The organism is Allobosea sp. GW822-FHT05A11, assembly GCF_058800455.1.
On the sequence record NZ_JBXAMI010000005.1, the window covers coordinates 387,387 to 411,420 of the forward strand.

At 66.6% G+C, this 24,034-nt stretch carries 20 protein-coding genes; 17 read left to right on the forward strand and 3 right to left on the reverse strand.

What is annotated here, in order from left to right; all coding sequences use genetic code 11:
• Positions 1-264 precede the first annotated feature (264 nt).
• From AC1RLU_RS18860 to AC1RLU_RS18915, 12 genes are all read left to right on the forward strand, one after another.
• Complete coding sequence (locus AC1RLU_RS18860) at positions 265-1,059, forward strand: calcium-binding protein (protein ID WP_492797426.1); 795 nt, start codon at positions 265-267, stop codon at positions 1,057-1,059.
• A gap of 131 nt (positions 1,060-1,190) precedes the next feature.
• The gene (locus AC1RLU_RS18865; RefSeq protein WP_492797427.1) at positions 1,191-3,485 is read left to right on the forward strand and encodes a glycosyltransferase; all 2,295 of its coding nucleotides are present in this window, start codon (positions 1,191-1,193) and stop codon (positions 3,483-3,485) included.
• Positions 3,482-4,321 (forward strand): class I SAM-dependent methyltransferase, encoded by an 840-nt coding sequence (locus tag AC1RLU_RS18870; RefSeq protein ID WP_061966231.1) that lies wholly within the window; start codon positions 3,482-3,484, stop codon positions 4,319-4,321. Before AC1RLU_RS18865 ends, AC1RLU_RS18870 begins: the two co-directional genes overlap by 4 nt.
• A complete protein-coding gene (locus AC1RLU_RS18875; protein WP_492797429.1) occupies positions 4,318-5,565 on the forward strand; it encodes a glycosyltransferase family 4 protein in 1,248 nt (415 codons plus the stop codon). Before AC1RLU_RS18870 ends, AC1RLU_RS18875 begins: the two co-directional genes overlap by 4 nt.
• Positions 5,562-6,341: a hypothetical protein gene (locus tag AC1RLU_RS18880; RefSeq protein ID WP_091860589.1), complete on the forward strand. Its 780-nt coding sequence runs from the start codon at positions 5,562-5,564 to the stop codon at positions 6,339-6,341. Before AC1RLU_RS18875 ends, AC1RLU_RS18880 begins: the two co-directional genes overlap by 4 nt.
• 4 nt (positions 6,342-6,345) lie before the next feature.
• A complete protein-coding gene (locus AC1RLU_RS18885) occupies positions 6,346-8,547 on the forward strand; it encodes a glycosyltransferase family 2 protein (protein ID WP_061966228.1) in 2,202 nt (733 codons plus the stop codon).
• A gap of 38 nt (positions 8,548-8,585) precedes the next feature.
• Positions 8,586-9,854 carry a glycosyltransferase family 4 protein gene (locus AC1RLU_RS18890; RefSeq protein ID WP_492797430.1) on the forward strand — a complete coding sequence of 423 codons (1,269 nt, stop codon included), beginning with the start codon at positions 8,586-8,588 and terminating at the stop codon, positions 9,852-9,854.
• 32 nt (positions 9,855-9,886) lie between these two features.
• Positions 9,887-11,083 (forward strand): polysaccharide pyruvyl transferase family protein, encoded by a 1,197-nt coding sequence (locus AC1RLU_RS18895; protein ID WP_492797431.1) that lies wholly within the window; start codon positions 9,887-9,889, stop codon positions 11,081-11,083.
• Positions 11,080-12,252, forward strand: a complete 1,173-nt coding sequence (locus tag AC1RLU_RS18900; protein WP_492797433.1) for a hypothetical protein — start codon at positions 11,080-11,082, stop codon at positions 12,250-12,252. Before AC1RLU_RS18895 ends, AC1RLU_RS18900 begins: the two co-directional genes overlap by 4 nt.
• The gene (locus AC1RLU_RS18905; RefSeq protein WP_492797434.1) at positions 12,249-13,706 is read left to right on the forward strand and encodes a polysaccharide pyruvyl transferase family protein; all 1,458 of its coding nucleotides are present in this window, start codon (positions 12,249-12,251) and stop codon (positions 13,704-13,706) included. The genes AC1RLU_RS18900 and AC1RLU_RS18905 overlap by 4 nt, the downstream gene beginning before the upstream one ends.
• 90 nt (positions 13,707-13,796) lie before the next feature.
• On the forward strand, positions 13,797-14,831 hold the full coding sequence (locus AC1RLU_RS18910) for a GSCFA domain-containing protein (protein ID WP_170843487.1): 1,035 nt from the start codon (positions 13,797-13,799) through the stop codon (positions 14,829-14,831).
• A gap of 93 nt (positions 14,832-14,924) precedes the next feature.
• Entirely contained in the window at positions 14,925-15,272 is a 348-nt protein-coding gene (locus AC1RLU_RS18915; RefSeq protein ID WP_492797436.1) for a hypothetical protein, read from the forward strand.
• A 42-nt stretch (positions 15,273-15,314) separates the two neighbouring features.
• Here AC1RLU_RS18915 and AC1RLU_RS18920 read toward each other — a convergent pair whose 3' ends face one another.
• Positions 15,315-16,640 (reverse strand): MFS transporter, encoded by a 1,326-nt coding sequence (locus tag AC1RLU_RS18920; RefSeq protein WP_492797438.1) that lies wholly within the window; start codon positions 16,638-16,640, stop codon positions 15,315-15,317.
• 183 nt (positions 16,641-16,823) lie between these two features.
• Between AC1RLU_RS18920 and cyoA the strand changes: the two genes are divergently transcribed.
• Genes cyoA through AC1RLU_RS18945 form a run of 5 tightly spaced genes read left to right on the forward strand, consistent with a single transcriptional unit; the run spans position 16,824 to position 21,685 of the window.
• A complete protein-coding gene (gene cyoA / locus AC1RLU_RS18925) occupies positions 16,824-17,906 on the forward strand; it encodes a ubiquinol oxidase subunit II (protein ID WP_492797439.1) in 1,083 nt (360 codons plus the stop codon).
• 11 nt (positions 17,907-17,917) lie between these two features.
• A complete protein-coding gene (gene cyoB / locus AC1RLU_RS18930; RefSeq protein WP_492797441.1) occupies positions 17,918-19,918 on the forward strand; it encodes a cytochrome o ubiquinol oxidase subunit I in 2,001 nt (666 codons plus the stop codon).
• A gap of 9 nt (positions 19,919-19,927) precedes the next feature.
• Positions 19,928-20,560, forward strand: coding sequence for a cytochrome o ubiquinol oxidase subunit III (gene cyoC, locus AC1RLU_RS18935; protein ID WP_061966279.1), 633 nt, complete (start codon positions 19,928-19,930; stop codon positions 20,558-20,560).
• Positions 20,557-20,928, forward strand: coding sequence for a cytochrome o ubiquinol oxidase subunit IV (gene cyoD / locus AC1RLU_RS18940; protein ID WP_492797443.1), 372 nt, complete (start codon positions 20,557-20,559; stop codon positions 20,926-20,928). The genes cyoC and cyoD overlap by 4 nt, the downstream gene beginning before the upstream one ends.
• 10 nt (positions 20,929-20,938) lie before the next feature.
• Positions 20,939-21,685 carry an SURF1 family protein gene (locus AC1RLU_RS18945; protein WP_492797445.1) on the forward strand — a complete coding sequence of 249 codons (747 nt, stop codon included), beginning with the start codon at positions 20,939-20,941 and terminating at the stop codon, positions 21,683-21,685.
• Positions 21,686-21,692: 7 nt separating this feature from the next.
• Here AC1RLU_RS18945 and AC1RLU_RS18950 read toward each other — a convergent pair whose 3' ends face one another.
• A complete protein-coding gene (locus tag AC1RLU_RS18950; RefSeq protein ID WP_061966207.1) occupies positions 21,693-22,694 on the reverse strand; it encodes a 4-hydroxyproline epimerase in 1,002 nt (333 codons plus the stop codon).
• A gap of 10 nt (positions 22,695-22,704) precedes the next feature.
• Entirely contained in the window at positions 22,705-23,946 is a 1,242-nt protein-coding gene (locus AC1RLU_RS18955) for an NAD(P)/FAD-dependent oxidoreductase (RefSeq protein WP_492797447.1), read from the reverse strand.
• Positions 23,947-24,034: the final 88 nt, after the last annotated feature.

The window sequence follows — 24,034 nt, forward strand, 5'->3', positions numbered from 1 at the left end:
GCTGGTTTCTCCTATATTTCGATTTTGAAAGTATATCTCTTGGAATATCGATAGAATATCGATTGTAAAATAAAGACCAAATTATGTTGCGTCGCAAAATGATCATAATAAAACTCTTGCTGCGTCGCAGCTATTGAGCAATCTTCCCCCGGTCGAATGATGGCCTGATCTATCGGAAGGCTGTCGTACCCATTCCTGGTCTTTTCGTTCCGCGGTGCGGCCGTCGAACGTTCCAGGTTCATCAGATCGCTGAGGAGGTGCCGTATGGCAACGATCGAAGGAAGTGCATTCGACGACTTTTTGATTGGAAGTCGTTTCAGCGACGTGATCCTCGCCGGCGCCGGCGATGACATCGTCAAGGGTGGGGATCAGGTCGATTCCCTGTTCGGCGAAGAGGGTGATGACACGCTGTTCGGCGACGGTGGCAACGATGCCCTGTTCGGCGGCGAGGGCAATGACACCCTCTTCGGCGGGCTCGGCGACGATGTCCTGTCCGGCGACGAGGGCAATGACGCCCTGTTCGGCGGCGAGGGCAACGACATCCTCTCCGGCGGCGCGGGCGACGACATCCTGCGCGGCAATGCCGGCGACGATGTCCTGATCGGCGGCGAGGGCAACGACATCCTGCAGGGCGGCCCCGGCGACGACATTCTCCAGGGTGGCGCCGGAAACGACGTCCTTCAGGGCGGTGACGGCGCCGATATCCTGAATGGCGGCGCCGGCGACGACATCCTGCAGGGCGGCGCGGGCGACGACATGCTGTTCGGCGGTGCCGGCAACGACATCCTGCATGGCGGCGCCGGCAGCGACACCTTCGTGTTCGCCGGCGGCGGCGGTAACGACGTCGTCCTCGACTTCCAGGCCGGCTCGGACATGCTGCAGATCGCGTCCGACATCAACGGCACGGGTGTCCACTCCGCGGAAGACGTGGCTGCGCGTGCCACGACCGTCGGCGGCAACACCATCATCGATCTTGGCAATGGCGACAGCCTGACCCTGGTCGGTGTCTCCGCCGACGACGTTCAGGCCGATCCGAACTCCTACTTCACGGTCGCCTGACCCTGATGCGACCCCTTGCCCGGCCGATGGCTGGGCAAGGGTTTGCTGCCCCGGAGCGCGCATGCCCCCGGAAAGTGTCCCCCCGCTTTCCGCAAGCGCTCCGGGATTCTCCGTGCCGCAGGAACGCCCCAATGCTTTCACTTGCGCCCGTCGCGATGGCGACGACACCGCCGGCCCAGCTCGAACTCCACCGCCTCGGCGGTCCGGTCTTCCTGCTCTGCTGGACGCTCGAGGCCTCGCCTTTCGGCAAGCCTGCGATCGCGCTCAACGGTGGTGGCCGGCGCCTGCCTGCGGCCTCGATTTCGCTCGGCCTGCGCGATGGACGCGAGCGGCTCGTCGTCGCCTTCCGCTCGTCGGGCCATGACAATGTCGTCGCGACCCTCAGCGATCACGGGCCGCAGGGGGATGTAACGGCCGGTTTCGACCCGACGCTGGTTCATGGTCTCGCCGACCCGGCCGAGCTTCTGAAGGAGCTTGCCCCGCAGGCGCGCCTGACGCTCGCCAATGCGCTGGTCCGGTCCTGGCCGCCGCTGTTCGGTCTCGCTGCGATCCCGAACTACCTATCCTTTCTGCGTCAGCTTCTGCTGACCCTGTTTCCCAAGCCGGCGGCAATGCAGCCGACCGCGGCCCTGGTCGAAGGCCAGTGGCTGTTCGAGACGGCCGTGCCGGCCGATTTCGGTGCCTTGCAGGGCGTCGCGCGCCTTGATGGCACCGGGCTTTCGCGCCTCGATCTCAAGGCTCGGCTGGGCGCCACCGATCGCAGCGGCAAGCGCGAACTTCATCTCGTGCTGGACGCGCCGCCCAGCCGTGGCGGCGGGCTCCTCATTCTGCAGGGCGAGCGCTCGCTCGTGCTGCGCGCCTTGCCCGGTCGGCAGGCGGCGGCTTCGCTTGGCCGCTGGTGGGCGGGCAAGGCCGCCAGCCGGGACGGGTTGCGCAACTGGGTCGTCGAGCAGCTTGCGGGGTTGTCCGAGCAGGGCCGCCTGCTCGCCATCGAGATGCAGCGGCGCGTGCCGCTCGCCGTCCAGCATGTTCGCCGCAGCGACGATCTGCCTGCTGCCGAGCTCGATCTCGCTGTCTGCAACCGGGCGGGGCTCCTGATCGGCGGCTGGCTGCGCGATCCCGACGATCTCCTGGAGGAGGTGCTGCTGCATCGTGGCAATGGCGAGCCGATTGCGATGCTCGCGCATTTGCAACGCTTCCCCGTCCGCCTGCCGGCCGGAGCGGATGGCGAGACGCGCGCCGCCACGGGCTTTGCCGGTTTCGCCTCGGATTATGCCACCGGGGCGCCGGTGCTGCAGCCGCGCTGCGAGATCAAGCTGAAATCCGGCACGACGCTGACGCTGCGACCACCGGTGCAGCCGGCCGATGCCGTGACGATCCGGGCGAGGGCGCTCGCGGCGATCCCGCCGCAATATCTGACTGCCGATATGCTGGAGACGACGCTCGCGCCGGTGCTCGCCGCCTGCCAGGAGGACTTGCGCGACAGCCGGCCCGAACCGACTGTCAGGACGTTCGGCCAGCCGCTGGCGCGGCCGAAGGCCTCGGTCGTGATCCCGCTCTACCGCGTCTATGATTTCCTGCGCGTGCAGGTCGCGGCCTTCGCCGGCGACCGCTGGTTCGCCGAGAATGCCGAACTAATCTATGTGCTCGATTCACCCGAGCACGAGGCGGAGGTCGCTCACCTCCTCGGCGGATTGCATCTTGCCTACGGCCTGCCGATGCAGCTCGTGGCGATGCGGCGCAATGGCGGGTTCTCGGCCGCCTGCAATGCGGGCGCGAACCAGGCACGCGGCGAGGTTCTCGCTCTCGTCAACTCCGACGTGATCCCCACCGCCAATGACTGGCTGCCGGCATTGATCACTAGGCTCGACCGTGGAGCACGGGTCGGCGCCGTCGGCCCGAAGCTGCTCTACGATGACGGCTCGCTGCAACATGCGGGGCTGTTCTTCAAGCGCGACAGCAAAGGCACCTGGCTCAACCATCATTACTTCAAGGGCATGCCCGGAAGCTATGCGCCGGCCAATGTCGAGCGGCCGGTGCCCGGCGTCACCGGGGCCTGCATCGTCATGGCGCGCGATCTCTACGAGGAGCTCGGCGGCTTCGACGAGAGCTATGTGATCGGCGATTACGAGGACAGCGACCTCTGCCTCAAGATCCGCCGCGCCGGCTTCGGCATCCTCTACGTGCCGGATGTCGCGCTCTACCATCTCGAACGGCAGTCGATCGCGCGCAGCGTCGACTACACGCGCGGCGCCGCCTCCCAGCACAATGCCTGGCTGCAAAGCCAGCGCTGGGGCGCGCAGATCGATGCGCTGATGCAGGCCTTCGAGACATCCGCGCCGGAGCTCGCCTTGCCGGCGCCCGTCGCTCCCAGCGAACCCGACCTTGTTCCCCGCTTCGGCTTCAGGAGAGCGACCGCAGCATGACCGCCCTGAGACAGATCGCACCAGAGCCTGTTCCCGCGGAGGTTTCCGCCGGGCCGGAGCTCGACTGGCTGATGGCGTCGCTGCAGAGCAATCGCTTCATGCCGCATCCGCCCCCGGACTCGATCTTCGTCGGCGACGGCGACTATCGCGCGATCGGCGCGGAATTCCTCGGCCATTTCATCCGGATCGGCCGGCTGAAACCGCATGAGCGCGTCTTCGATATCGGCTGCGGCATCGGCCGCATGGCGGTGCCATTGACGCAATATCTCGATCTTGAGCGCGGCAGCTATGACGGCGTCGATCCGGTGATGGAGGGCATCCTCTGGTGCGCCCAGACGATCACGCCGGCCTATCCGCGCTTCCGCTTCCAGCGGCTCGACATCGCCCATCCGCTCTACAATCCGCAAGGGTCCCTGCCGGGCCTGGAGGTCCGCTTCGGCTTTGCCAATGGCAGCTTCGATTTCGTGACGATGACCTCGGTCGCGACGCATCTGCCGCCTGAGGAGCTCGTCGTCTATCTGCAGGAGGCGGCGCGCCTGCTGGCACCGGGCGGGCGCCTCTTCCTCACGGCCTTCGCGATCGATGGCACCTCGACGGGGCAGGAGCGCCTCTCGTTCAAGCGCTGGCAGGACGGGCCAGGCTGGTACGCCATCGACGAGGCGCCGCTTGCTGCTGCCGGCATCGACAGCCGTTTCCTGCTGGAGCAGGCGACGCAGGCCGGGCTCACTGTGGAGGCGCTGCGGCCCGGGCATTGGCGCGGCATCAGCGCGGCGCATTACCAGGACCTGCTGATCGCGACGAAACCGGGGGGCAAGGCACCAGGAGGCACGGCATGAGCCGGCGCATCCTCGTCGTCGCGCATAACCACCCCTCGCTGCATCCGGGCGGCACCGAGATCTTCGCGCATGACCTGACGCAGGCCTATCGCGAACAGGGCTGCGAGGTGCTGTTCCTCGGAGCGACCAATGCGATGCATCGCGAGCCGCACCCCGGCACGGCGCTGCAGGCGATCGGCGAGGACGTGGTGCTGTGGAGTGCGCATTACGACCGCTTCCACATGAGCCAGATCGACCATTACGGCACGTTGCAGGACCTCGCGACGCTGCTGGAGGAGTTCCGGCCGGACGTGATCCACGTCCATCATCTCGTGCTGATCGGCGCGGAGTTCCTGACGCTGGCCCGCCGGCTGCTGCCGCAGGCGTCGATCGTGATGACGCTGCACGACTACTATCCGATCTGCCACCATGACGGATTGATGGTCCGGCCAGGCGACCGCCAGCGCTGCAACGGCTCCTCGCCCTCGGCCTGCCATGGCTGCTTCCCCGAGATCGGCTCCGATCGCTTCCTGTTGCGCGAGCGCTTCATCAAGACGCATCTGGCGGCGGTCGACCGTTTCGTCGCGCCCAGCCGCTTCCTGCGCCAGCGCTATGTCGACTGGGGCCTGCCCGGCGAGCGGATCGAGGTCATCGCCAATGCCCGCCCGGCGCAGGAGGCCGCGCCACATCGGCAGGCGAAAGGTCGGCGCACCAGCTTCGGCTATTTCGGCAATCTCAACCCCTGGAAGGGCGTGCTGCCGCTGCTGCAGGCGGCGCAATTGCTGCACGCTTCCGGCGATACCGAGTTCTCGCTGCGCATCCATGGCGGCGCGCCTTTCCAGAGCGAGGCTTTCACGACCGCGCTCGATACGGCGCTCGCTGGCGCGGAGGGCGTCGTCACGCATTGCGGGGCCTATTCCCGTGAAGAAGTGCCGGGCCTGATGGCCGAGGTCGACTGGGTGGTAATGCCCTCGATCTGGTGGGAGAACGCGCCGCTCGTCATCCAGGAAGCGTTCCAGCACCGCCGGCCGCCGATCGTCAGCGCCATCGGCGGCATGGCCGAGATGGTGCGTGACGAGATCGACGGGCTGCATGTCCGGCCGGGCGATCCGGCCGCACTGGCCCGCACCCTTCGCCGGGCGATGGATGACGCTGGCCTCTGGCAGCGCCTCGTCCACGGCATCGCCGAGCAGCCAACGCTAGCCGGCTGCGCCGGCCGCTACCTCGCCCTCTTCGATGACCTCAAGCTCGCGGAGGCCGCATGACAACGGCTCAGTACCAGGACAACGAAGTCCGCCTTCCCGAACAGGACCAGGAGGTCCGCCTTCCCAATATCAACCCCTCGCGCCTGAACGGACGGGTCGATGCCCTCGACGGCAGCCGCCTGCATGGCTGGATCTGGGACGAGGCCCGCCCCGACGAGGCGATCACGGTCAGGGTTTCCCTGGACGGCAAGGTCGTCGCGGAAGCAAAGGCCGACCAGAGCCGCATCGACCTGCGCCGCAACGGCATCGGCGACGGCAAGCACGCCTTCTCGATCGATCTCGACGAGACGCTGGTTGCAGCGCGTGCGCGCCTGACGGTCGTCGGCGTCTCCGCGGCGACGGGCGTGGAGCTGGAACTGCGCCTGCCGGCGGCGGACGAGCTCGCGGCGGAAGCGGCGATCGCCGTGCCGCTGGCACGCTTCTTCGACAAGGTCGAAATGCTGATCGTGCTCAACCGGCGTGCCCAGCTCGCGCAGAAGGAGCTCAACGAGAAGCTCGACCGCATCGCGGCGCGGCTCGAAGAAAACCATGCGCTGGCCGAGGCGACCAAGGCCGAGACCGAGAGCCAGACCGAGATCGTGCGGAGACTCGGCGAGCTCGACGTCTTCCAGCTGCGTTTCGACGGCACGCTGCGCGGCTTCGACGAGCGGCTCGATGCGATCCGCAAGGAGGCGCGGGCGCCGCTCAGGCAGGTCACCGTCATCCTCGGCTTCCTGTCGACACTCGCGGCGGTGATGTCCTTCGTCACGCTCGCCGTCACCTTGTGGGGAGGCTGAGGCGATGAGCGAGGTCATCGTTCCCGACAGGATGGCGGTTGCGCAGGCACCAACCGTGGCCTGGACGCCGCTCGGCGAGAACGCGATCCTCGTCCGCAGCATCTGCGACGCCATTCCGGCCAAGGTGCCGGTCGCGGTCGACGGCAATCCGCGCAACCGCGCGCAGACCATGGTGCTGAGCTGGCGCCGGCCCGGCGCCGAACCTTCGGCGGCCACCGGTTTCCTGTGTCTCGCGCCGGCGCCCAGCGTCGACGGCAGCGGCACCGGCGCGCTGCTGATCGGCAGGCCCGGTCGGCCGCTGCGCCTGATCTTGGCGCCGAAGCCGCAGCCCCTGCAGGCTTTCCTCTCCGAACTCGCGGATGATGCCGGGCAGGCTTTCCCGAGCGTGGTCGACGGATTGCTCGAAGTGCTGCTGACCGGCGCGCCCAATCCGCGGCGCCTCAGGGCCGTGGCGATGCTGCTGCAGACGGTCGCGCGGCCGGGCGGCTTCGTCGAGGTGATGGGCAGGCTCGACGATATCGCGGGGGCGGAACGCAGCATCTTCCTGCAGGGCTGGACCTCTCATTTCGCCGCCGGGCGGGTGAAGCTGCTGATCTCGCATGGTGGCCTGTCGCCGGCCCATCTCGAAACCGGGACTTTCGAGCGCGACGATCTCGGCGAGGGCGCGCGCGGCTTCTTCGGCCTGCTGGAGGATTGTCACGTCCAGCATCCCGGCGAGATCGAACGACTCTATTTCCGCGGCAATGATGGCTGGCGCGCGCTCGAGGTCTATGAGCGCTACGTCCTGCTCGAGCCGATCACCGTGCCCGGCCATCTGCGCGACGGCCTGCAGCGCGGCACCGCGCCCCAGGCGACAGCCGACAAGCTCAAGCGCGCCTCGCAGCGCTTCGACGGGCGCGACACGGTCTGCCTGCTGGAGGAGCCGGTGCGAGCCGGCATCGACTCGGTGACCGTGGTCGAGGGCACCGGCGTGCTCATCATCGGCTGGCTGTTCGATCCCGAGCGCCGGGTCGGTGGCGTCACGCTGCGCAGCGGCAGTCAGTCCTGCGCCGTCGATCGCCTGTGGACGCGGGTGCAGCGCGCCGACGTGACGGCAGCCTTCATGGAAGACCCGCGCTTCGGCCCGGCGCTGGCATCCCGGCGCAACAATCACGGCTTCATCGTCTTTGCGCCAAAACTCCTGCCGGAGGCCGGCCAGCCGTTGCATCTCGCCTTCGAGGTGCAGGGAACCGGTCCTGCCTTCCTGCCGCTCGAACCCAATCGCGCCCCGGCGCGGCGGGCGCTCGAGCGCGTACTCGGCCTGCTCGATGCCCGTTCCTCGACGGCCAATGCCGTGGTCGAACGGCAGATCGCGCCGGCGCTGCAGGCGGCCGAGATCGCGCCGCCGCGCGCTGCTGAGACGCTCGATGTCGGTGCTTTCGACCCGGAAGCTGCGCTTGGCCTCGTCATCGGGCTCGATCACCGCCATCGCGAATTGTCGGCGCTGTTCGCCTTGCTCGCGATGGACCCGGAAGCGCGGCCCTTGCCGATCGTGCTCGCGGCACCCTCGGAGAGCTTCGACCGCGTCGGCGCGGAAGCGCGCCGGCTCGCGCGCTTCTATGGATTGTCGGTGCGGCTCGTTGCGGTCGAGGGCGTCGAGGATGCCTGCGATGCGCTGGAGGCTGGCGTTCGCGCCTGCCGCTTCAACACTGTCGCTCTGTTGTCCGGTGCCGCCCAGATCCGCATGCCCGGCTGGCTCGGCCGGCTGGAGCGGGCCTACCGTGCGCGCGGCGGCCAATGCGTGGCGAGCCCGACGCTGCTCTTCGAGGACGATTCGATCCGCTGGGCCGGCGCCTGGCTGGAAGGCGAGGGCGCGAGCCGGCGCATCGCCAACCGTTTCGTCGGCTATCCGCTGGAGGCCGTCGGCAATCTCGGCCCGATGGAGGTCGCGGCCGGCGCCAGCGAATGCTGCGTCCTGTCGCGCGCCGCCTTCATCGAGGTCGGCGGCTTCGCGCGCAACTATTTCACCACGGCGGAGAAGGGGCTCGATCTCTGCCTCAAGCTCCGGATGGCGGGCTCGCCCTCGCTCTGGGTGCCCGATGTCGAGGTCTACGCGGTCGATGACGGCGAGACCGCCGCGCCGCATGCGGGTGTGCTCGCGCAGCTTGCCGACCGCACCAGCTTCGACCGGCGCTGGGCGCTCGCCATCTCCAACATGAAAGGCTGAGGATGCGGGTTCTCGTGATATCGCACGGCCATCCTTCGATGTCCCTGGGTGGCGCAGAGGTCGCCTCCTACAACCTGCACAAGGGGTTGCAGACCGGCGAAGGCGTCGATTCCCATTTCCTCGCCCGCGTCGGCGCGCCGACGCCGCGCCATGCCGGCACGGCGCTGATGAGCCTGCGCCAACGCGGCGGCGAATTGCTCTACTACGCCGAGGATTACGACCACTTCCTGATCTCGAACCGGGCAACCGAAGAGATCGAGCGCGATTTCGTCCGCGTGCTGAACGACCTGAAGCCGGATGTGGTGCATTTCCACCATTTCATCGGGCTCGGCCTCGAATGCCTGTTCGCGGTGCGCGATGCGCTGCCGGACGCGCTGATCGTGGTGACCTTCCACGAATATCTCTCGATCTGCCACCACCATGGCCAGATGGTGAAGACCGGGGCCTTCAAGCTCTGCTACCAGGCGTCGCCGACCGACTGCAACGCCTGCTTCCCCGACATCTCGCCGGCGCGATTCCTGGCGCGCGAGACCTTCATCAAGGGCATGCTGGGGCTCGCCGACCATTTCGTCTCGCCGAGCCGCTTCCTCGTCGACCGCTATGTCGACTGGGGCCTCGCCGAGGATCGTTTCTCGGTGATCGAGAACGGCATCGACGTCGCCGGCGCCGCGCCACCCCGGCCACTCCCGGAGGGCAAGGGGCGGCGTTCGCGCTTCGCCTATTTCGGCCAGCTCACGCCCTACAAGGGCGCCGACGTGCTGATCGATGCGGTGACGCGCATTCCCGAGGACGTCTGGGGCGAGGATTCGATCCTGCTGGTCTATGGCGGCAACCTGGAACGGCAGCCGCAGGCCTATCAGGACAAGTTCGCCAAGCTCGTCGAGGCGGCCGGACGGCGGGTGCGCTTCTGCGGCGCCTTCCAGAACCGCGAAATGCCGAACCTGATGCGTTCGGTCGACTGGATGGTGATGCCCTCGGTCTGGTGGGAGAACTCGCCGATCGTGATCCAGGAGGCGTTCTTCCACGGCCGCCCCATCCTGGCGAGCAATCTCGGCGGCATGGCCGAGAAGATCACCGACGAGGTCGACGGCCTGCATTTCCGGCCGGGCAGCCCGGAAGACCTCGTCGACTGCATGACGCGCGCGCTGACCGAGCCCGGCCTCTGGGACCGACTGCGCGGCGGCATCAAGCAGCCGATGAGCCATGTCGAATGCGCCGGGACGCATCTCGATCTCTACCGCCGCCTGCTGGCGGAACGCAGCAAGCCTGCGCCCGTGCGGCAGGACCCTGCCGCGATGATCGCCTGAAACCATAACGAAAGAACAGGGGAGACCCGACCATGGCCCGCATCCTCGTCATCAGCCCCTCCGGGGAGGTCTATGACCACGACAATGTCCGCTGGTATCGCCATGCCGATCTGCAGAGCCATATCGAGCACTATCACAATATCGGCGACGCCTTCGTCTTCGATTCCTCGCTGAAGCTGCTCAATTTCGAGAAGCTCGACGAATTGCCGATCGACCGCGTCGATCCCGCGATGATCGACCGGCTCAATGCCGAATACGATTACGTCTTCCTGCGCGGCTCCAACTATGTCCATGCGCAGATGAACTGGGCGCAGGCGCCCGAGGTGCTGCGCCGGCTGAAGATCCCGGTGATCGCCTTCGGCATCGGCGCGCAGGCGCCGGTCAGCGGCAAGCTGCAACTGAGCGAGGACACCAAAACGGTGCTCAAGCTCATTTCGGATTCGACGGCCTCGCTCGGCGTGCGCGGCACCTATTCGGCGGAGGTGCTGAACGATCTCGGCATCAAGAATGTCCGCATCATCGGCTGCCCGACGGCGTTCCGGAACAACGACCCCAACCTCGCCATTCGGCTGCCGCCGCTGGAGCAGGTCAAGACCGCCGGCGTGACGCTCAGGCGCGAGGTCTCCAAGACCTATGCGCAGGACATCAAGCGCTACCTCACCTTCCACCGCTCGCTGGTGAAGGCGATGGCGGATCGTTTCGAGGTCACGCTGATGTCGCAGGGCGAGGTCGAGGAGAAGAAGCTCGCGCTCGGCACCATCGACCAGCAGGCGCAGGCGATGACGGCACTGCGCGCCAATGAATGGGCCAATAGCTGGTATCTCGACGAGCAGGTCGAGCGTCTCTACCAGACCCGGATGTTCTATTCCGACGTGGTCGCGGAATACGAGCGATTGGTGCGTGGGCTCGACCTCGTGCTCGGCTACCGTCTGCACGGCAACCTGATGGCGCTCGCGAACGGCACGCCCTCGATCTACTTCACCTATGACAGCCGCACTGTCGAGTTCGCGGACACCTTCAAGATCCCGAGCATCGACGTCTTCGCCGGCCAGGATTTCAGGTTGGAGGAACACTGGGATCAGGCGCGCTTCGATCGCTTCAACGCCGCCTATGGGCAGGTCTACCGCGCGATGAGCGCATTCCTCAGCGAGAACAAGGTCGATCACAAGATGGTCAAGCCGGCTGCGGCTGCCCAACAGGTGCCCGCGCCGGAAAGGAAGGTGGCATGAGGGGCGCTCGCGCCCTGCAGGCGGCGCTGTCTGCCGTATGCCTGCTGCTGGCGCTGCCCGCGGTCGCGCAGAGCTATCGGCTCGAACTCGCGCCCGGCGCGCAGGAGGAGACGGTGGTCTCCTGGGCGCGCGAGCGCTGCGAGGAATGGGACCTGCCGGACGCGCCGCTGCGCGCTTTCCGCGACGACAAGGGCGAGGTCGTCGCCTTTGCCAGCCATTACCGCAGTCGCCCGCTGATCGGCCGAGACCTCACGTCGCTCCGCAAGAGCTGCGCGGTCTCCTTCCAGGCGAAGAACAGCGCTGATCCGAGCCAGTTCAGCGACAAGAGCTGGATTGCCGCGACCTGGACTGATGACGGCCGCCATGTCCAGGCGCTGATCCATGCCGAATACCACGCCGACAAGCATCCCGGCGCCTGTCGCTTCAAGGAGGCGATGAGCTGCTGGTACAATGTCGTCACCGCCGCCCGGTCCGATGATGGCGGGCGCAGCTTCAGGACCGACGAACCGCGCCCATTGGTGGCGGCACCGCCCTACAAGCAGGATGTCGGCCAGGGCCGGCATCGCGGCTTCTTCAACCCGTCGAACATCGTCCAGCAGGACGGCGCCTGGTATTCGCTGATCGCGACGACCGGCGGAGAGGGCCAGAAGAACGGCGTCTGCCTGTTCCGCTCGACGGACCTCAAGGATCCGGCGACCTGGCGCGCCTTCGACGGGCAGGATTTCACGATTCCGGCGGTCGATCCCTATCGCGACGATCTCAGCCAGGCGCGGCCGTGCCAGCCGCTGAAGCACCTGCCGACCACGGTCGGCTCGGTCACCCGGCACGAGGCGAGCGGGCAATGGCTCGCGATCTTCCATCTCGGCCCCGATCCCCGTCAGGGCATCGTCGGCGGGCGCGTCGCCTATAGCTGGTCGAAGGACCTCGTGACCTGGTCGCCGCTGCAGACGCTGGTCACGCACCCGACCATGTGGAGCAAGGATTGCAGCGACCGTGAGCGCTATGGCTACGGGGCCATCGCCGATCCGGCCTCACCCTCGCGCAACTTCGAGACCACGGGCGATCAGCCCTATCTGTTCATGACCAGGATGCATGTCGCCGGCTGCAAGCTCGGCCCCGACCGCGATCTGGTCCGCCTGAAACTTCGCTTCGTCAAGGAGGGCTCATGAACGCGCCCGCGCACCCTGTTCCGGCCAGCCAGGCCGTGCTGCCCATGAAAATCCTGCGCGCGACCACGCAGGAGGTCGTGGTCCTCGTGGCGCGCGAGCCCGGCGGAGCCTGGGCGCCGCTGCGCCTGCTGCTCGATGGGCAGGAATACGCCACGATCCATCCGGGCGCGCTCGTCACCGGCGATGCGACGGTGGCGGAGATCGCCATTCCGCTGCCGGCCCTGCCTGAGACACGGCTGCGCTCCATCGCGGTCGCGGATGCCCGCACCGGCGCGTTGGCGCCCGGCTCGGAACTGCGCCCGGTGTCGAAGACCAAGGCCCTGCGGGCGCTGGTGATCTATCCAGCGGGCGAGGTCTACGACCATGACAAGGTGCGCTGGTATCGCGCGCCGATGGAGAAGCTGCTCAGCGACTATTTCAACATCGGCGACATGATCGTCTACGATTCCACGCTGAAGCTCCTCGATTACGCGCATCTGGAGCCGATGAAGATCATGTCGCCCACGGATGCCGACATCGCGCGCTATGCCAGCGAGTTCGATTTCGTCTTCGTGCGCGGCTCGAACTTCATCCATGAGAGCATGGAGTGGTTCCGCGCCGTCGAGGTGCTGGAGAAGGTCAAGCTGCCGGTCTATGCCATCGGCGTCGGCGCGCAGGCGAGCCAGAACCGCAAGATCGAACTGCCCGAGGCTTCGAAGCGCTTCTGGTCGATCGTGGCCGAGCGCTCGGCGGCGATCGGCGTGCGCGGTGCCTTCAGTGCCGAGACGCTCCGACAGAACGGCATCCGCAATGTCGAGGTGGTCGGCTGTCCCTCGATCTTCCGCACCCGCAACCGCGACCTCAAGATCCGCATCCCAGACCAGCGCGATATCCGCAAGGTCGCGTTCAGCCTGCGCCGCGAGGCCGACAAGAGCTATACCGCCGATCCGGAAGCCTATCTGCGCAACCAGAAGGCGGCCCTGCTCAAGGTCGACAGCCAGAGCGAGATGGTGATGTCCTCGCATGGTGAGCAGGAGGAGAAGGCGTTCTTCCTGCGCGATCCGGTTGCGAAGGATAAAGCGGTCGCCGAGTTCACCCGGACCGGCTGGTGGAGCGGATCGGACGACGCCGCGATGCGCCGGATCTACGAGAAGCAATTGTTCTCGTTCTTCGATGTCGAGCATTACGACGCCTTTGCCCGCTCGCAGGATCTTGCGGTCGGCTATCGCGTCCATGGCGTGCTGCCGGCCGTCGCGCATGGCGTGCCCGGCGTGCTCGTCGCCTATGACACGCGCAGCCAGGAGCTGGCCGAGACGCTGAAGATCCCGGTCGTGCCCGAGGCGGCCTTGGCCGAGGGCGGCTGGCGCGCGGTCTATCAGGAGGCGGCTCTGAACGGCCTCGCGAAGAGCTATGCCGGCTCCTACGACCGGATGCGCGGCTTCCTCGACCGGAACGGCATTCCCCACCGGATGTGAAGGCTGCTCCGGGGGCATGAACGGCTTCGCCAAGCCTGGCGGGGCGCGAAGGCCTTCCGGCTATCGGCTTCCACGAACCAGGAGACGATCATGAAGATCGAATATGATGCAGGCACGGCCCTTTCGATCATGCGCGGCAACCCGGTGCGCGGCTGGACCTCCGGCAAGCCCGAGAAGATGGCCAGGGAGCGCCTGACGACCGGCGACTATCTCGCCGTGGCGCACAAGCCGAAATTCAGGATCGACCCGTCCTGGCCGATCTTCACCATGGGCTCCTGCTTTGCGCGCGAGGTCGAGAACATCCTGATGCTGCGCGGCCTGCCGCTGCTGCTCGCAGGCCATGGCGTGCCGGCCGAGCATTTCGAGAGCTGGAGCGAGGAAACCGGCCGCGGCGGCGGGGCCGATCGCGGCCAGCTCAGCCGCGGAGCGCTCAACAAGTATTCGGTGCGCTCGATGACCCATGAGCTGAAGCGTGTGCTGCTCGGCGAGAGCTATCCCGACGAGGGGCTGATCGAGCTCGCGCCCGGGCAATGGTTCGATCCGCAGGCCAGCGGATTGCGATTGCTGGATCGCGAGAGCGCCTTCGCCAATCGCAGGCGCCTGACCGAGGCGACCGCGCAGATCAAGCAGGCGCGCATCTGCTTCTTCACGCTCGGCCTGACCGAGACCTGGCAGGACGCCGAGACCGGCATCGCCATGAACGCCCATCCCGGCCCGACCTGGCTGCAGCGGATGCCGGAGCGCTTCCGCTTCGTCGATTACGGCTACGACGCGACGCTCGCCGACATGGAGGAGATCATCGGGCTGATCCGCGAGCATTGCCATCCGGAGATGCGCTTCGTCGTCACGGTGTCGCCGGTGCCGTTCGGCGCGACCTTCAAGGACGCCGATGTCATCGTCGCCAATAGCGCCTCGAAATCGCTGCTGCGGGCGGTGGCGGAGGAATTGTTCCGGCGCCACGACTTCGTCGACTACTTCCCGAGCTACGAGATCGTTTTGAACTCGCCGCGCGCGCTCGCCTTCCAGGACGATCAGCTCCACATTGCCCGCGACATGGTCGCGCATGTGATGTCGACCTTCCAGAGCGCCTATCTGGCGCCTGCGGAGCAGCCCCAGGCCGCCTGACGGCTCGATGCTGTTGCGTGCTTGTTTCTGAACAGCGGGGGGCGTCATCCGTATGGACGACGCCCCCCGCGCGGTATGGGAGGACAGGACATCATGAGGATCGTCGCCGCATCGGCCCTGTGCTTCCTGCTCTGGCAACCCGTTCAGGCTGAAACCCTGTTCGTCGCTTGCGATAACGGCCTGCGCTGCTTCCGGGCGCCATGCCCGGCCCGCGACGTCCTGCTCCTGCCCTCCAACCGGCGCCTGTCGCGCACGGACGCGTCGCTGACGCAATTGACGGAAGCCGAGCGCAAGCGCGTGGCGGAGGTCAGCGGCACCTATTACGGCACGATCGTCTTTGCCGGCGAGATCGATGAGGGCCGGAAGCCACCGGTCGTCGCCACGCGCATCGTCAGGGAGGCGACGAAGGCCGAAGCCGCGCTCTGCCGGAAGCGGCTCTGAAGCGCGTGCGGGCGAGGCCTCTTCGTCGAGGCGGAGAATGCCTTAGCCGTAGCGCCCTTCCAGCCGCCGGTCGATCCAAAGGGCCGCCAGCGTGCAGAGCGCGCCGGAGAGCAGGTAGAGGCCGACCCAGGCGAGACCGAAGCTGCTCGACAGCGTCAGCGCGACCAGCGGGGCGAAGCCGGCGCCGATCAGCCAGGCGAAGTCGGAGGTCAGGGCCGCGCCGGTGTAGCGGTATTGCGCCTTGAAGCTGGACGCGACCGCGCCGGCCGTCTGGCCATAGGCGAGGCCGAGCAGGCCGAAGCCGATGATCACGTAGATCGTCTGGCCGGCAAGGCTGTCGCCGAAGAGCAGCGGAGCGACGATGCTCGACAGGCTGAACAGCGCGATCATCCCGCCCGAGAGCAGCAGCGTGTTGCGGCGCCCGATCTGGTCGGCGATCAGGCCGGAGGTGACGATCGCGCCTGCGCCGACCACGCCGCCGGCGGCCTGCACCAGCAGGAACTCGGAAACCGAGCGGTCGGTGAAGAGATTGATCCAACTCACCGGGAAGATCGTGACGAGGTGGAAGAGCGCGAAGCTCGCCAGCGGCACGAAGGCGCCGAGGATGAGGGTGCGGCCGTGGACGCGGATGAGCTCGAATACCGGGACCGGCATCAGCTCGCGGGTTTCCATCAGCTGGGCGAATTCCTGGGTCGCGACCATGCGCAGCCGGGCGAAGAGCGCGACGACGTTGATCGTCAGCGCGACGAAGAAGGGATAGCGCCAGCCCCAGCCGAGGAAATCCTGCTTCGAGAGCGCACCCTCGAAATAGGCGAAGAGCCCGGCCGCGAGGATGAAGCCGAAGGGCGCTCCGAGCTGCGGCAGCATCGCATACCAGCCGCGGCGGTTGGGCGGGGCATTGAGCGCAAGCAGGGAGGACAGCCCGTCCCAGGCGCCGCCGAGCGCGATGCCCTGCAGCAGTCGGAAGCCGGCGAGGATGACGATCGACCAGATGCCGAGCGTCGCATAGCCCGGCAGGAAGGCGACGCCCGCCGTCGAGCCGCCGAGCAGGAAGAGGGCGGCGGTAAGCTTGGTCGCGCGGCCGTAACGGCGGTCGATGGCGAAGAACAGCACCGAGCCGATCGGGCGGGTGACGAAAGCCAGCGCGAAGATGCCGAAGGAATAGATCGTCCCTGTCAGGCGGTCGGCGAAGGGGAAGACCAGCTCGGGGAAAACCAGCACGCAGCCGAGGCCGAAGACGAAGAAATCGAAATATTCCGAGGTCCGGCCGATGATGACGCCGAGCGCGATATCGGCCGGCGACACGTGGTCGCGGCCATGCTCGTCCGCCGGATGCCTCGTTGAATGGTTCGCCGCGTCAGCGCTCATGACCGCGAATTCCTCGTTGGGAGGCGAGCCGGCCGAACCGGACTTGCCCGCACCTCGTACAAATGGATACGGTGGATAGAAGCCACCCGTCAAACCATCGCAATGAGACAGATTGTCTTATGTGCGGTGCGAAAGAATGGGAATAGAGAACGGCAGTCCCGGATGAGGGAGGTCTCGAGTCTCTTGCGGATCTTTCGTTTTTTAGCGGTCCTGCCGCTCTTCGCGCTGCTCGGCGGCTGCCAGATGGTGCTGCTCGGCCCGTCCGGCGATGTTGCGTTGCAGCAACGCAACCTGCTGCTCGCCTCGACCGGGCTGATGCTGCTGATCATCGTGCCGGTGATGGCGCTGACGATCTTCTTCGCCTGGCGCTACCGCGCCTCGGCCAAGGCCAGTTACGATCCGGATTGGAACCATTCTCTGCCGCTGGAGGTGGTGATCTGGTCGGTGCCGCTGCTGATCATCATCGTCATCGGCGCCATGACCTGGATGGGCACGCATCTGCTCGACCCCTACCGCCCGCTCGACCGCATCAGCGCCGGCAAGCCGGCAGTCGAGGCGAAGGCCGGCGGAAACGGGGCCCGCAAGGAGCCGCTCGTCATCGAGGTCGTCGCGCTCGACTGGAAATGGCTGTTCCTCTACCCGGCGCAAGGTATCGCCTCGCTCAACGAGGTCGTGGCGCCGGTCGACCAGCCGATCGAGTTCCGCATCACCTCGTCCTCGGTGATGAACTCGCTCTTCATTCCCGCGCTGGCCGGCCAGATCTACGCGATGCCGGGCATGCAGACGAAGCTCAACGCCGTGATCAACCATGCCGGCGAGTTCGAAGGCTTCTCGGCCAATTACAGCGGCGCCGGCTTCTCCGACATGCGCTTCCGCTTCCGCGGCGTCGACGACAAGGGTTTCGGCGACTGGGTGCAGGGCGCGATCCGCACCGGCAGCCCGCTGGGGCGCGAGGACTATCTCGTGCTGGAAAAGCCGAGCGAGCGCGAGGCGGTTCGCTATTTCCGAGACATTCCGTCCGACCTGTTCAGCGCCATCCTCAACATGTGCGTCGATCGGGCCAAGATGTGCACGCGCGACATGATGGCGCTGGACGCCAGGGGCGGTGGCGGCAAGGAAGGCATCCATATCGTCGCGCAGCTCGAATACGACAAGAGCGTGCGCCGGGGCGGGCAGCCGATGCCGCCGCGACCCTTCGTGACGGCGATCTGCACGCCGACCGATGTCTACGGCACCGCGGGCGTCACCGCGCGCGTCGCCAACTGAGGCTGGGAACGATGACCTCCTATCCCGACTGGTGGAAGCTGATCTTCGGGCGCTTCACCCTTGAGGCGATCCCCTATCACGAGCCGATCCTGATCGGGACTTTCGCTGCGGTGGCGCTCGGCGGTCTCGCGCTCGTCGCGCTGGTCACTCGGCTCAAGCTCTGGGGCTATCTCTGGCACGAGTGGTTCACCAGCGTGGACCACAAGAAGATCGGGATCATGTACATGATCCTCGGCGTCATCATGCTGCTGCGCGGCTTCGCCGATGCGCTGATGATGCGCGGCCAGCAGGCGATCGCCTTCGGCGCCAACGAGGGCTATCTGCCGCCGCATCACTACGACCAGATCTTCACGGCGCATGGCGTGATCATGATCTTCTTCGTGGCGATGCCCTTCGTCACCGGCCTGATGAACTATGTCGTGCCGCTGCAGATCGGCGCGCGCGACGTCGCCTTCCCCTTCCTCAACAATTTCTCGTTCTGGATGACGGTGAGCGGCGCCGTGCTGGTGATGATGTCGCTGTTCATCGGCGAATTCGCCAAGGTCGGCTGGCTCGCCTATCCGCCGCTTTCGGGGGCCGCCTACTCGCCCGGGGTGGGCATGGACTACTACCTATGGGCCCTGCAGATCGCGGGCGTCGGCACGACATTGTCCGGCGTCAACCTGATCGCGACCATCGTGAAGATGCGGGCGCCCGGCATGGAGATGATGCGGATGCCGGTCTTCACCTGGACCGCGCTCTGCACCAACGTCCTGATCGTCGCGACCTTCCCGATCCTGGCGGCGACACTCGCGCTGCTGACGCTCGACCGCTATGTCGGCACCAATTTCTTCACGAACGATCTCGGCGGCAACCCGATGATGTACGTGAACCTGATCTGGATCTGGGGCCATCCGGAGGTCTACATCCTGATCCTGCCGATCTTCGGGGTGTATTCCGAGGTGGCCTCGACCTTCTGCGGCAAGCGCCTCTTCGGCTATGCCTCGATGGTCTATGCCACGGTGGTCATCACCATCCTGTCCTATCTCGTCTGGCTGCACCATTTCTTCACGATGGGCTCGGGCGCCAGCGTGAACTCGTTCTTCGGCATCACGACGATGATCATCTCGATCCCGACGGGCGCGAAGATCTTCAACTGGCTGTTCACGATGTATCGCGGCCGCATCCGCTTCGAGCTGCCGATGATGTGGCTTCTCGCCTTCATGCTGACCTTCGTCATCGGCGGCATGACCGGCGTGATGCTGGCGGTGCCGCCGGCTGATTTCGTGCTGCATAACAGCCTGTTCCTGATCGCCCATTTCCACAACGTCATCATCGGCGGCGTGGTCTTCGGCGTCTTCGCCGGCATCGCCTACTGGTTCCCCAAGGCCTTCGGCTTCAAGCTCGACCGGTTCTGGGGCCTGCTCTCGTTCTGGTTCTGGGTGATCGGCTTCTACGTCGCCTTCATGCCGCTCTATGTGCTCGGCCTGATGGGTGTGACGCGGCGGCTCAGCCGCTTCGAGGACCCGTCGCTGCAGATCTGGTTCGTCGTCGCGGCTATGGGCGCGGTGCTGATCGCGCTCGGCATCCTCTGCTTCATCATCCAGATCGCCGTCAGCATCATGCGCCGTGAGCAACTGCGCGACGTGACCGGCGATCCGTGGGACGGGCGCACGCTGGAATGGTCGACCTCCTCGCCGCCGCCGGCCTACAATTTCGCGTTCACGCCGATTGTGCATGATCTCGATGCCTGGGCCGATATGAAGAAGCGCGGCTATAGCCGTCCGCTCGGCGGCTTCAAGCCGATCCACATGCCACGGAACACCGGCGCCGGCGTGATCATCGCCGGGCTTGCGACAATCTGCGGCTTCGCGCTGATCTGGTACATCTGGTGGCTGGCGGCGCTGACCTTTATCGGCGTGGTCGCGACCGCGATCATCCATAGCTTCAACTACGACCGCGACTTCCACATCCCCGCCGACGATGTCGTGCGGGAAGAGGACGCGCGAAGCCGACAGCTCGGACGGGCCTGAGGGGCGATGATGGCCAAGGCGAAAGCACAGGCTCAAGCCGCGAGCGTGCCGGCATTCTACGTCACCGGGGACGATCACGCCCATTCCGGCGGCTCGACCATGCTCGGCTTCTGGCTCTATCTGATGAGCGACTGCCTGATCTTCGCAGTCCTCTTTGCGACCTATGGCGTGCTGGGCCGGAACTACGCGGCCGGGCCGTCCGGCGCCGACCTGTTCGACCTCAGGCTGGTGGCGGTCAACACCGCCATGCTGCTGTTCTCATCGATCACCTATGGCTTCGCCATGCTGGCGATGGACAAGGGCAAGCAGGCGCTGATGCAGCGCTGGCTCGTCGTCACCGGGCTGTTCGGCCTCGCCTTCCTGGCGATCGAGCTCTACGAGTTCGCGCATCTCATCCGCGAGGGCGCGACGCCGATGCGCAGCGCCTTCCTGTCCTCCTTCTTCACGCTGGTGGGCACGCACGGCCTGCACGTCACCTTCGGCCTGATCTGGTTGACGGTGCTGATGGTGCAGGTCTCGAAGCGCGGGCTGATCGAGGCGAACCGCCGGCGCCTGCTGTGCCTCTCGATGTTCTGGCACTTCCTCGACGTCATCTGGATCGGCGTCTTCACCTTCGTCTACCTGATGGGCGTGCTGAAATGAGCGGTTCCCAAAGCCACGTCGAACCGCATGATGCCCACGGTGCCGATCACGCACCGCATGGCAGCTTGCGCGGCTATGTCACCGGCTTCCTGCTCTCGGTCGTCCTGACCGCGATCCCGTTCTGGCTCGTCATGAACGACGTACTCGGCAACGCGACGCTGACGGCGATCGTGATCATGGCTTTCGCAGCCGCGCAGATCGTCGTCCACATGGTCTATTTCCTGCACATGAACGGCCGCTCGGAGGGAGGCTGGAACATGATGGGGCTGATCTTCACCCTCGTCATCGTGGCGATTGTGCTCGCCGGCTCGCTCTGGGTGATGTTCCACCTCAACAGCAACATGATGCCGGACATGCACAGAATGTAAGGCAGGGCCGATGTCGGTGGATGCGGGCGGGCACACGCGCGGTGGGTTTGCTCGATTCGCCTTTGCCGTGGCGCTTTGTCTGTTCACGCTCATCTTCGCAGGGCTCGGCATCTGGCAGGTCGAGCGCCGAAGCTGGAAGCTCGACCTGATCGCCCGCGTCGAGGCGCGGATTCATGCTGCCCCGGTCGCAGCGCCGGGGCCGGCGGCGTGGAGCGAGATCGATGCGGCCTCCGACGAGTATCGTCGCGTCGTCCTGCAGGGCCGCTATCTCGATGCGTCGGAGACGCTGACCATGGCCGTGACCGAGCGCGGGCCGGGTTTCTGGGTCATGGCGCCGTTCCGCAGCGATACCGGCTTCACCGTGCTGATCAATCGCGGCTTCGTGCCGGAGGATCGGCGCGGGGTGGATGAGCGCCGTGCGGCCGGAACGGGGGACACGCGGATCGTCGGGTTGCTGCGCCTGAACGAGCCTGGCGGTGGATTCCTGCGCAACAACGATCCCGCTGCGGGGCGCTGGTATTCGCGCGACGTTGCCGCGATCGCTGCTGCACGAGGCCTGGGTGCGGTTGCGCCCTATTTCGTCGATGCCGATGCGGCCACTGAACCCGGCCCGTTGCCGCAGGGCGGCATGACCCAGGTCAGCTTCCGCAACACGCATCTGGTCTATGCGTTGACCTGGTTCTGCCTTGCACTGATGAGCGCCGGGGCCGTGGTCTTCCTGATCCGCCGGGGATCGGACGAGCCGTCCGCAAGCTGAAGCGGCCTCAGGTGACGACGAAGCCGTGGGCGAAGGGGTCGCGGTCGTCGATGAAGATGGTGTTGTAGCCGGTCATCCGGGCCCAGCCGGCGATGGAAGGGATGATCGCCGGGCGGTTGGCCACGGTCGTCGCCGCCTCGACGCGGCCCTTGAACAGCGAGCCGATGATCGATTCATGGATGAACTCGTCGCCGACCGCGAGCTTGCCCTTGGCGGCGAGCTGCGCCATTCGGGCCGAGGTGCCGGTGCCGCAGGGCGAGCGGTCGATCGCCTTGTCGCCGTAGAACACGGCGTTGCGGGCATGGGCCTCCGGCTTCGTCGCCTTGCCGGTCCACTGGATATGGCTGAGCCCCTGGATCTCGGGATGCTCGGGATGGACGAATTCGTATTTCTTGTTCAGCGCGGCGCGCAGCTTGGGCGACCAGCCGACCAGTTCGCCGGCGGTATGGTCGGCCATGTCCCGGAAGTTCTTCTGGGGCTCGACGATCGCGTAGAAATTACCGCCATAGGCGACGTCGACGACGATCTCGCCGAGGCCCTCGACTTCCGCGGTCAGGCCTTCGGCATAAAGGAAGCCCGGCACATTGGTCAGGCGGACTTCCTCGACGAAGCGGCCCTCCTGGCGGTAGCTGATATCGACCTTGCCGGCGGGCGCCTCGATCGAGAGCTTGCCCGGCTCGCGCGGGGTGATCAGCCCGTTCTCGATGCCCATGGTGATGGTGCCGATGGTGCCGTGGCCGCACATCGGCAGGCAGCCCGAGGTCTCGATGAAGAGCACGGCGACGTCGCAATCGGGGCGGGTCGGCGGATAGAGGATCGAGCCCGACATCATGTCATGGCCGCGCGGCTCGAACATCAGGCCGGTGCGGATCCAGTCGAACTCGCGCAGGAAATGCGCGCGCTTCTCCAGCATGTTGGCGCCTTCGAGGCGCGGGCCGCCGCCGGAGACGAGGCGCACGGGATTGCCGCAGGTGTGGCCGTCGATGCAGGAGAAGGTGTGGCTGGCCATGGTCCGACTCTCAGAAGCGCTGCGGTGAGAAGGGAGCGATGTCGATGGCGGGCGGCCGAGCCGTCAAGAGGTCGGCGACCAGCCGGGCGGTGCCGGCCGATTGCGTTAGGCCGAGATGGCCATGGCCGAAAGCGTAGACCACGTGAGGCGTGACGCGGGCCCGGCCGATCGCCGGCAGGCTGTCCGGCAGGGAGGGGCGGAAGCCCATCCATTGCACGCCGTCATCGGGCTTGAGGCCGGGCAGGAAGGCGCGGGCCTTGGCCAGCATCGCCTCCGAGCGGCGGAAATTCGGGGCTAAGTCGAGCCCGCCGAGCTCGACGGCGCCACCGACGCGGATGCCGATCGACAACCGGCTGACGACGAAGCCATGGCCGCCGAAGGTGACCTGTGTCCGCAGGTCGAAGGCATCGGGCGGCAGCGTGGTGTTGTAGCCGCGCTCGGTTTCAAGCGGGATGCGCTCGCCCAGGCTCTTGGCGATGCGGTGGGAGAAGGCGCCGGCCGCGAGCACGACCTGCTTCGCCTGCCGCGTCTGGCCGCCGCGGGCCACGATCGTGACGCCGCCGTCGGAAGGCGCGAGGCTCTCGACCTCCAGCCGCGCGATCATGCCGCCGCGGGCGCGGAAGTGGTCGGCGAGCGCGACCGTATAGCCCTGCGGATCGGCGATCGAATACCAGCCGGGGGTGAACGTGCCGTGGGTGAAGCGCGGGGCGAGGCCAGGCTGGATCTCGGCCATGCCAGCGGTATCAAGATGGCGGAATTCGATGCCGTGCTCCTCGCGGGCCTGCCAGCCCGGCAGGGAGGCCTCAAGCTCGGCCTTGCTTTCATAGACCTGGAGATTGCCGTCCTTGCGCAGCATGGCGAAAGTGCCGGTCTCCTGCAGGAAAGGCTCCAGCTCCGCCTTGGACAGGTCCATCAGGGCGGTTTGCGCCGTGGTGGAATGGGCGACGCGGGCGGGCGAGCAGGCCCGCCAGAAGCGGAACATCCAGGGCGCGATCTTGAGCGCATAAGCTGGCGGTACCGAGAGAGGTCCGAGCGGATCCAGGAGCCATTTCGGCGCCTTGCGTAGGATGCCCGGCGAGGCCAGCGGCAGGATGTCGGTGAAGGCGAAGGCGCCGGCATTGCCGGCGGAGGCGCCCGCCGCTGGCCCGGTCTTGTCCAGCACTGTGACCGTGAGGCCGCGCCCCTGCCCCGCGATCGCAGCGGAGAGGCCGACCACGCCGGCGCCTATGACGATGACATCGGGATTGGCCATCAGCGGGTGCGTTTCGCGAATGCGGGTTCGGTTCTCGGCCCGGACGCGGCAGGCGATCCGGGAGGCCCAGCATGGATTGTGGCGATGC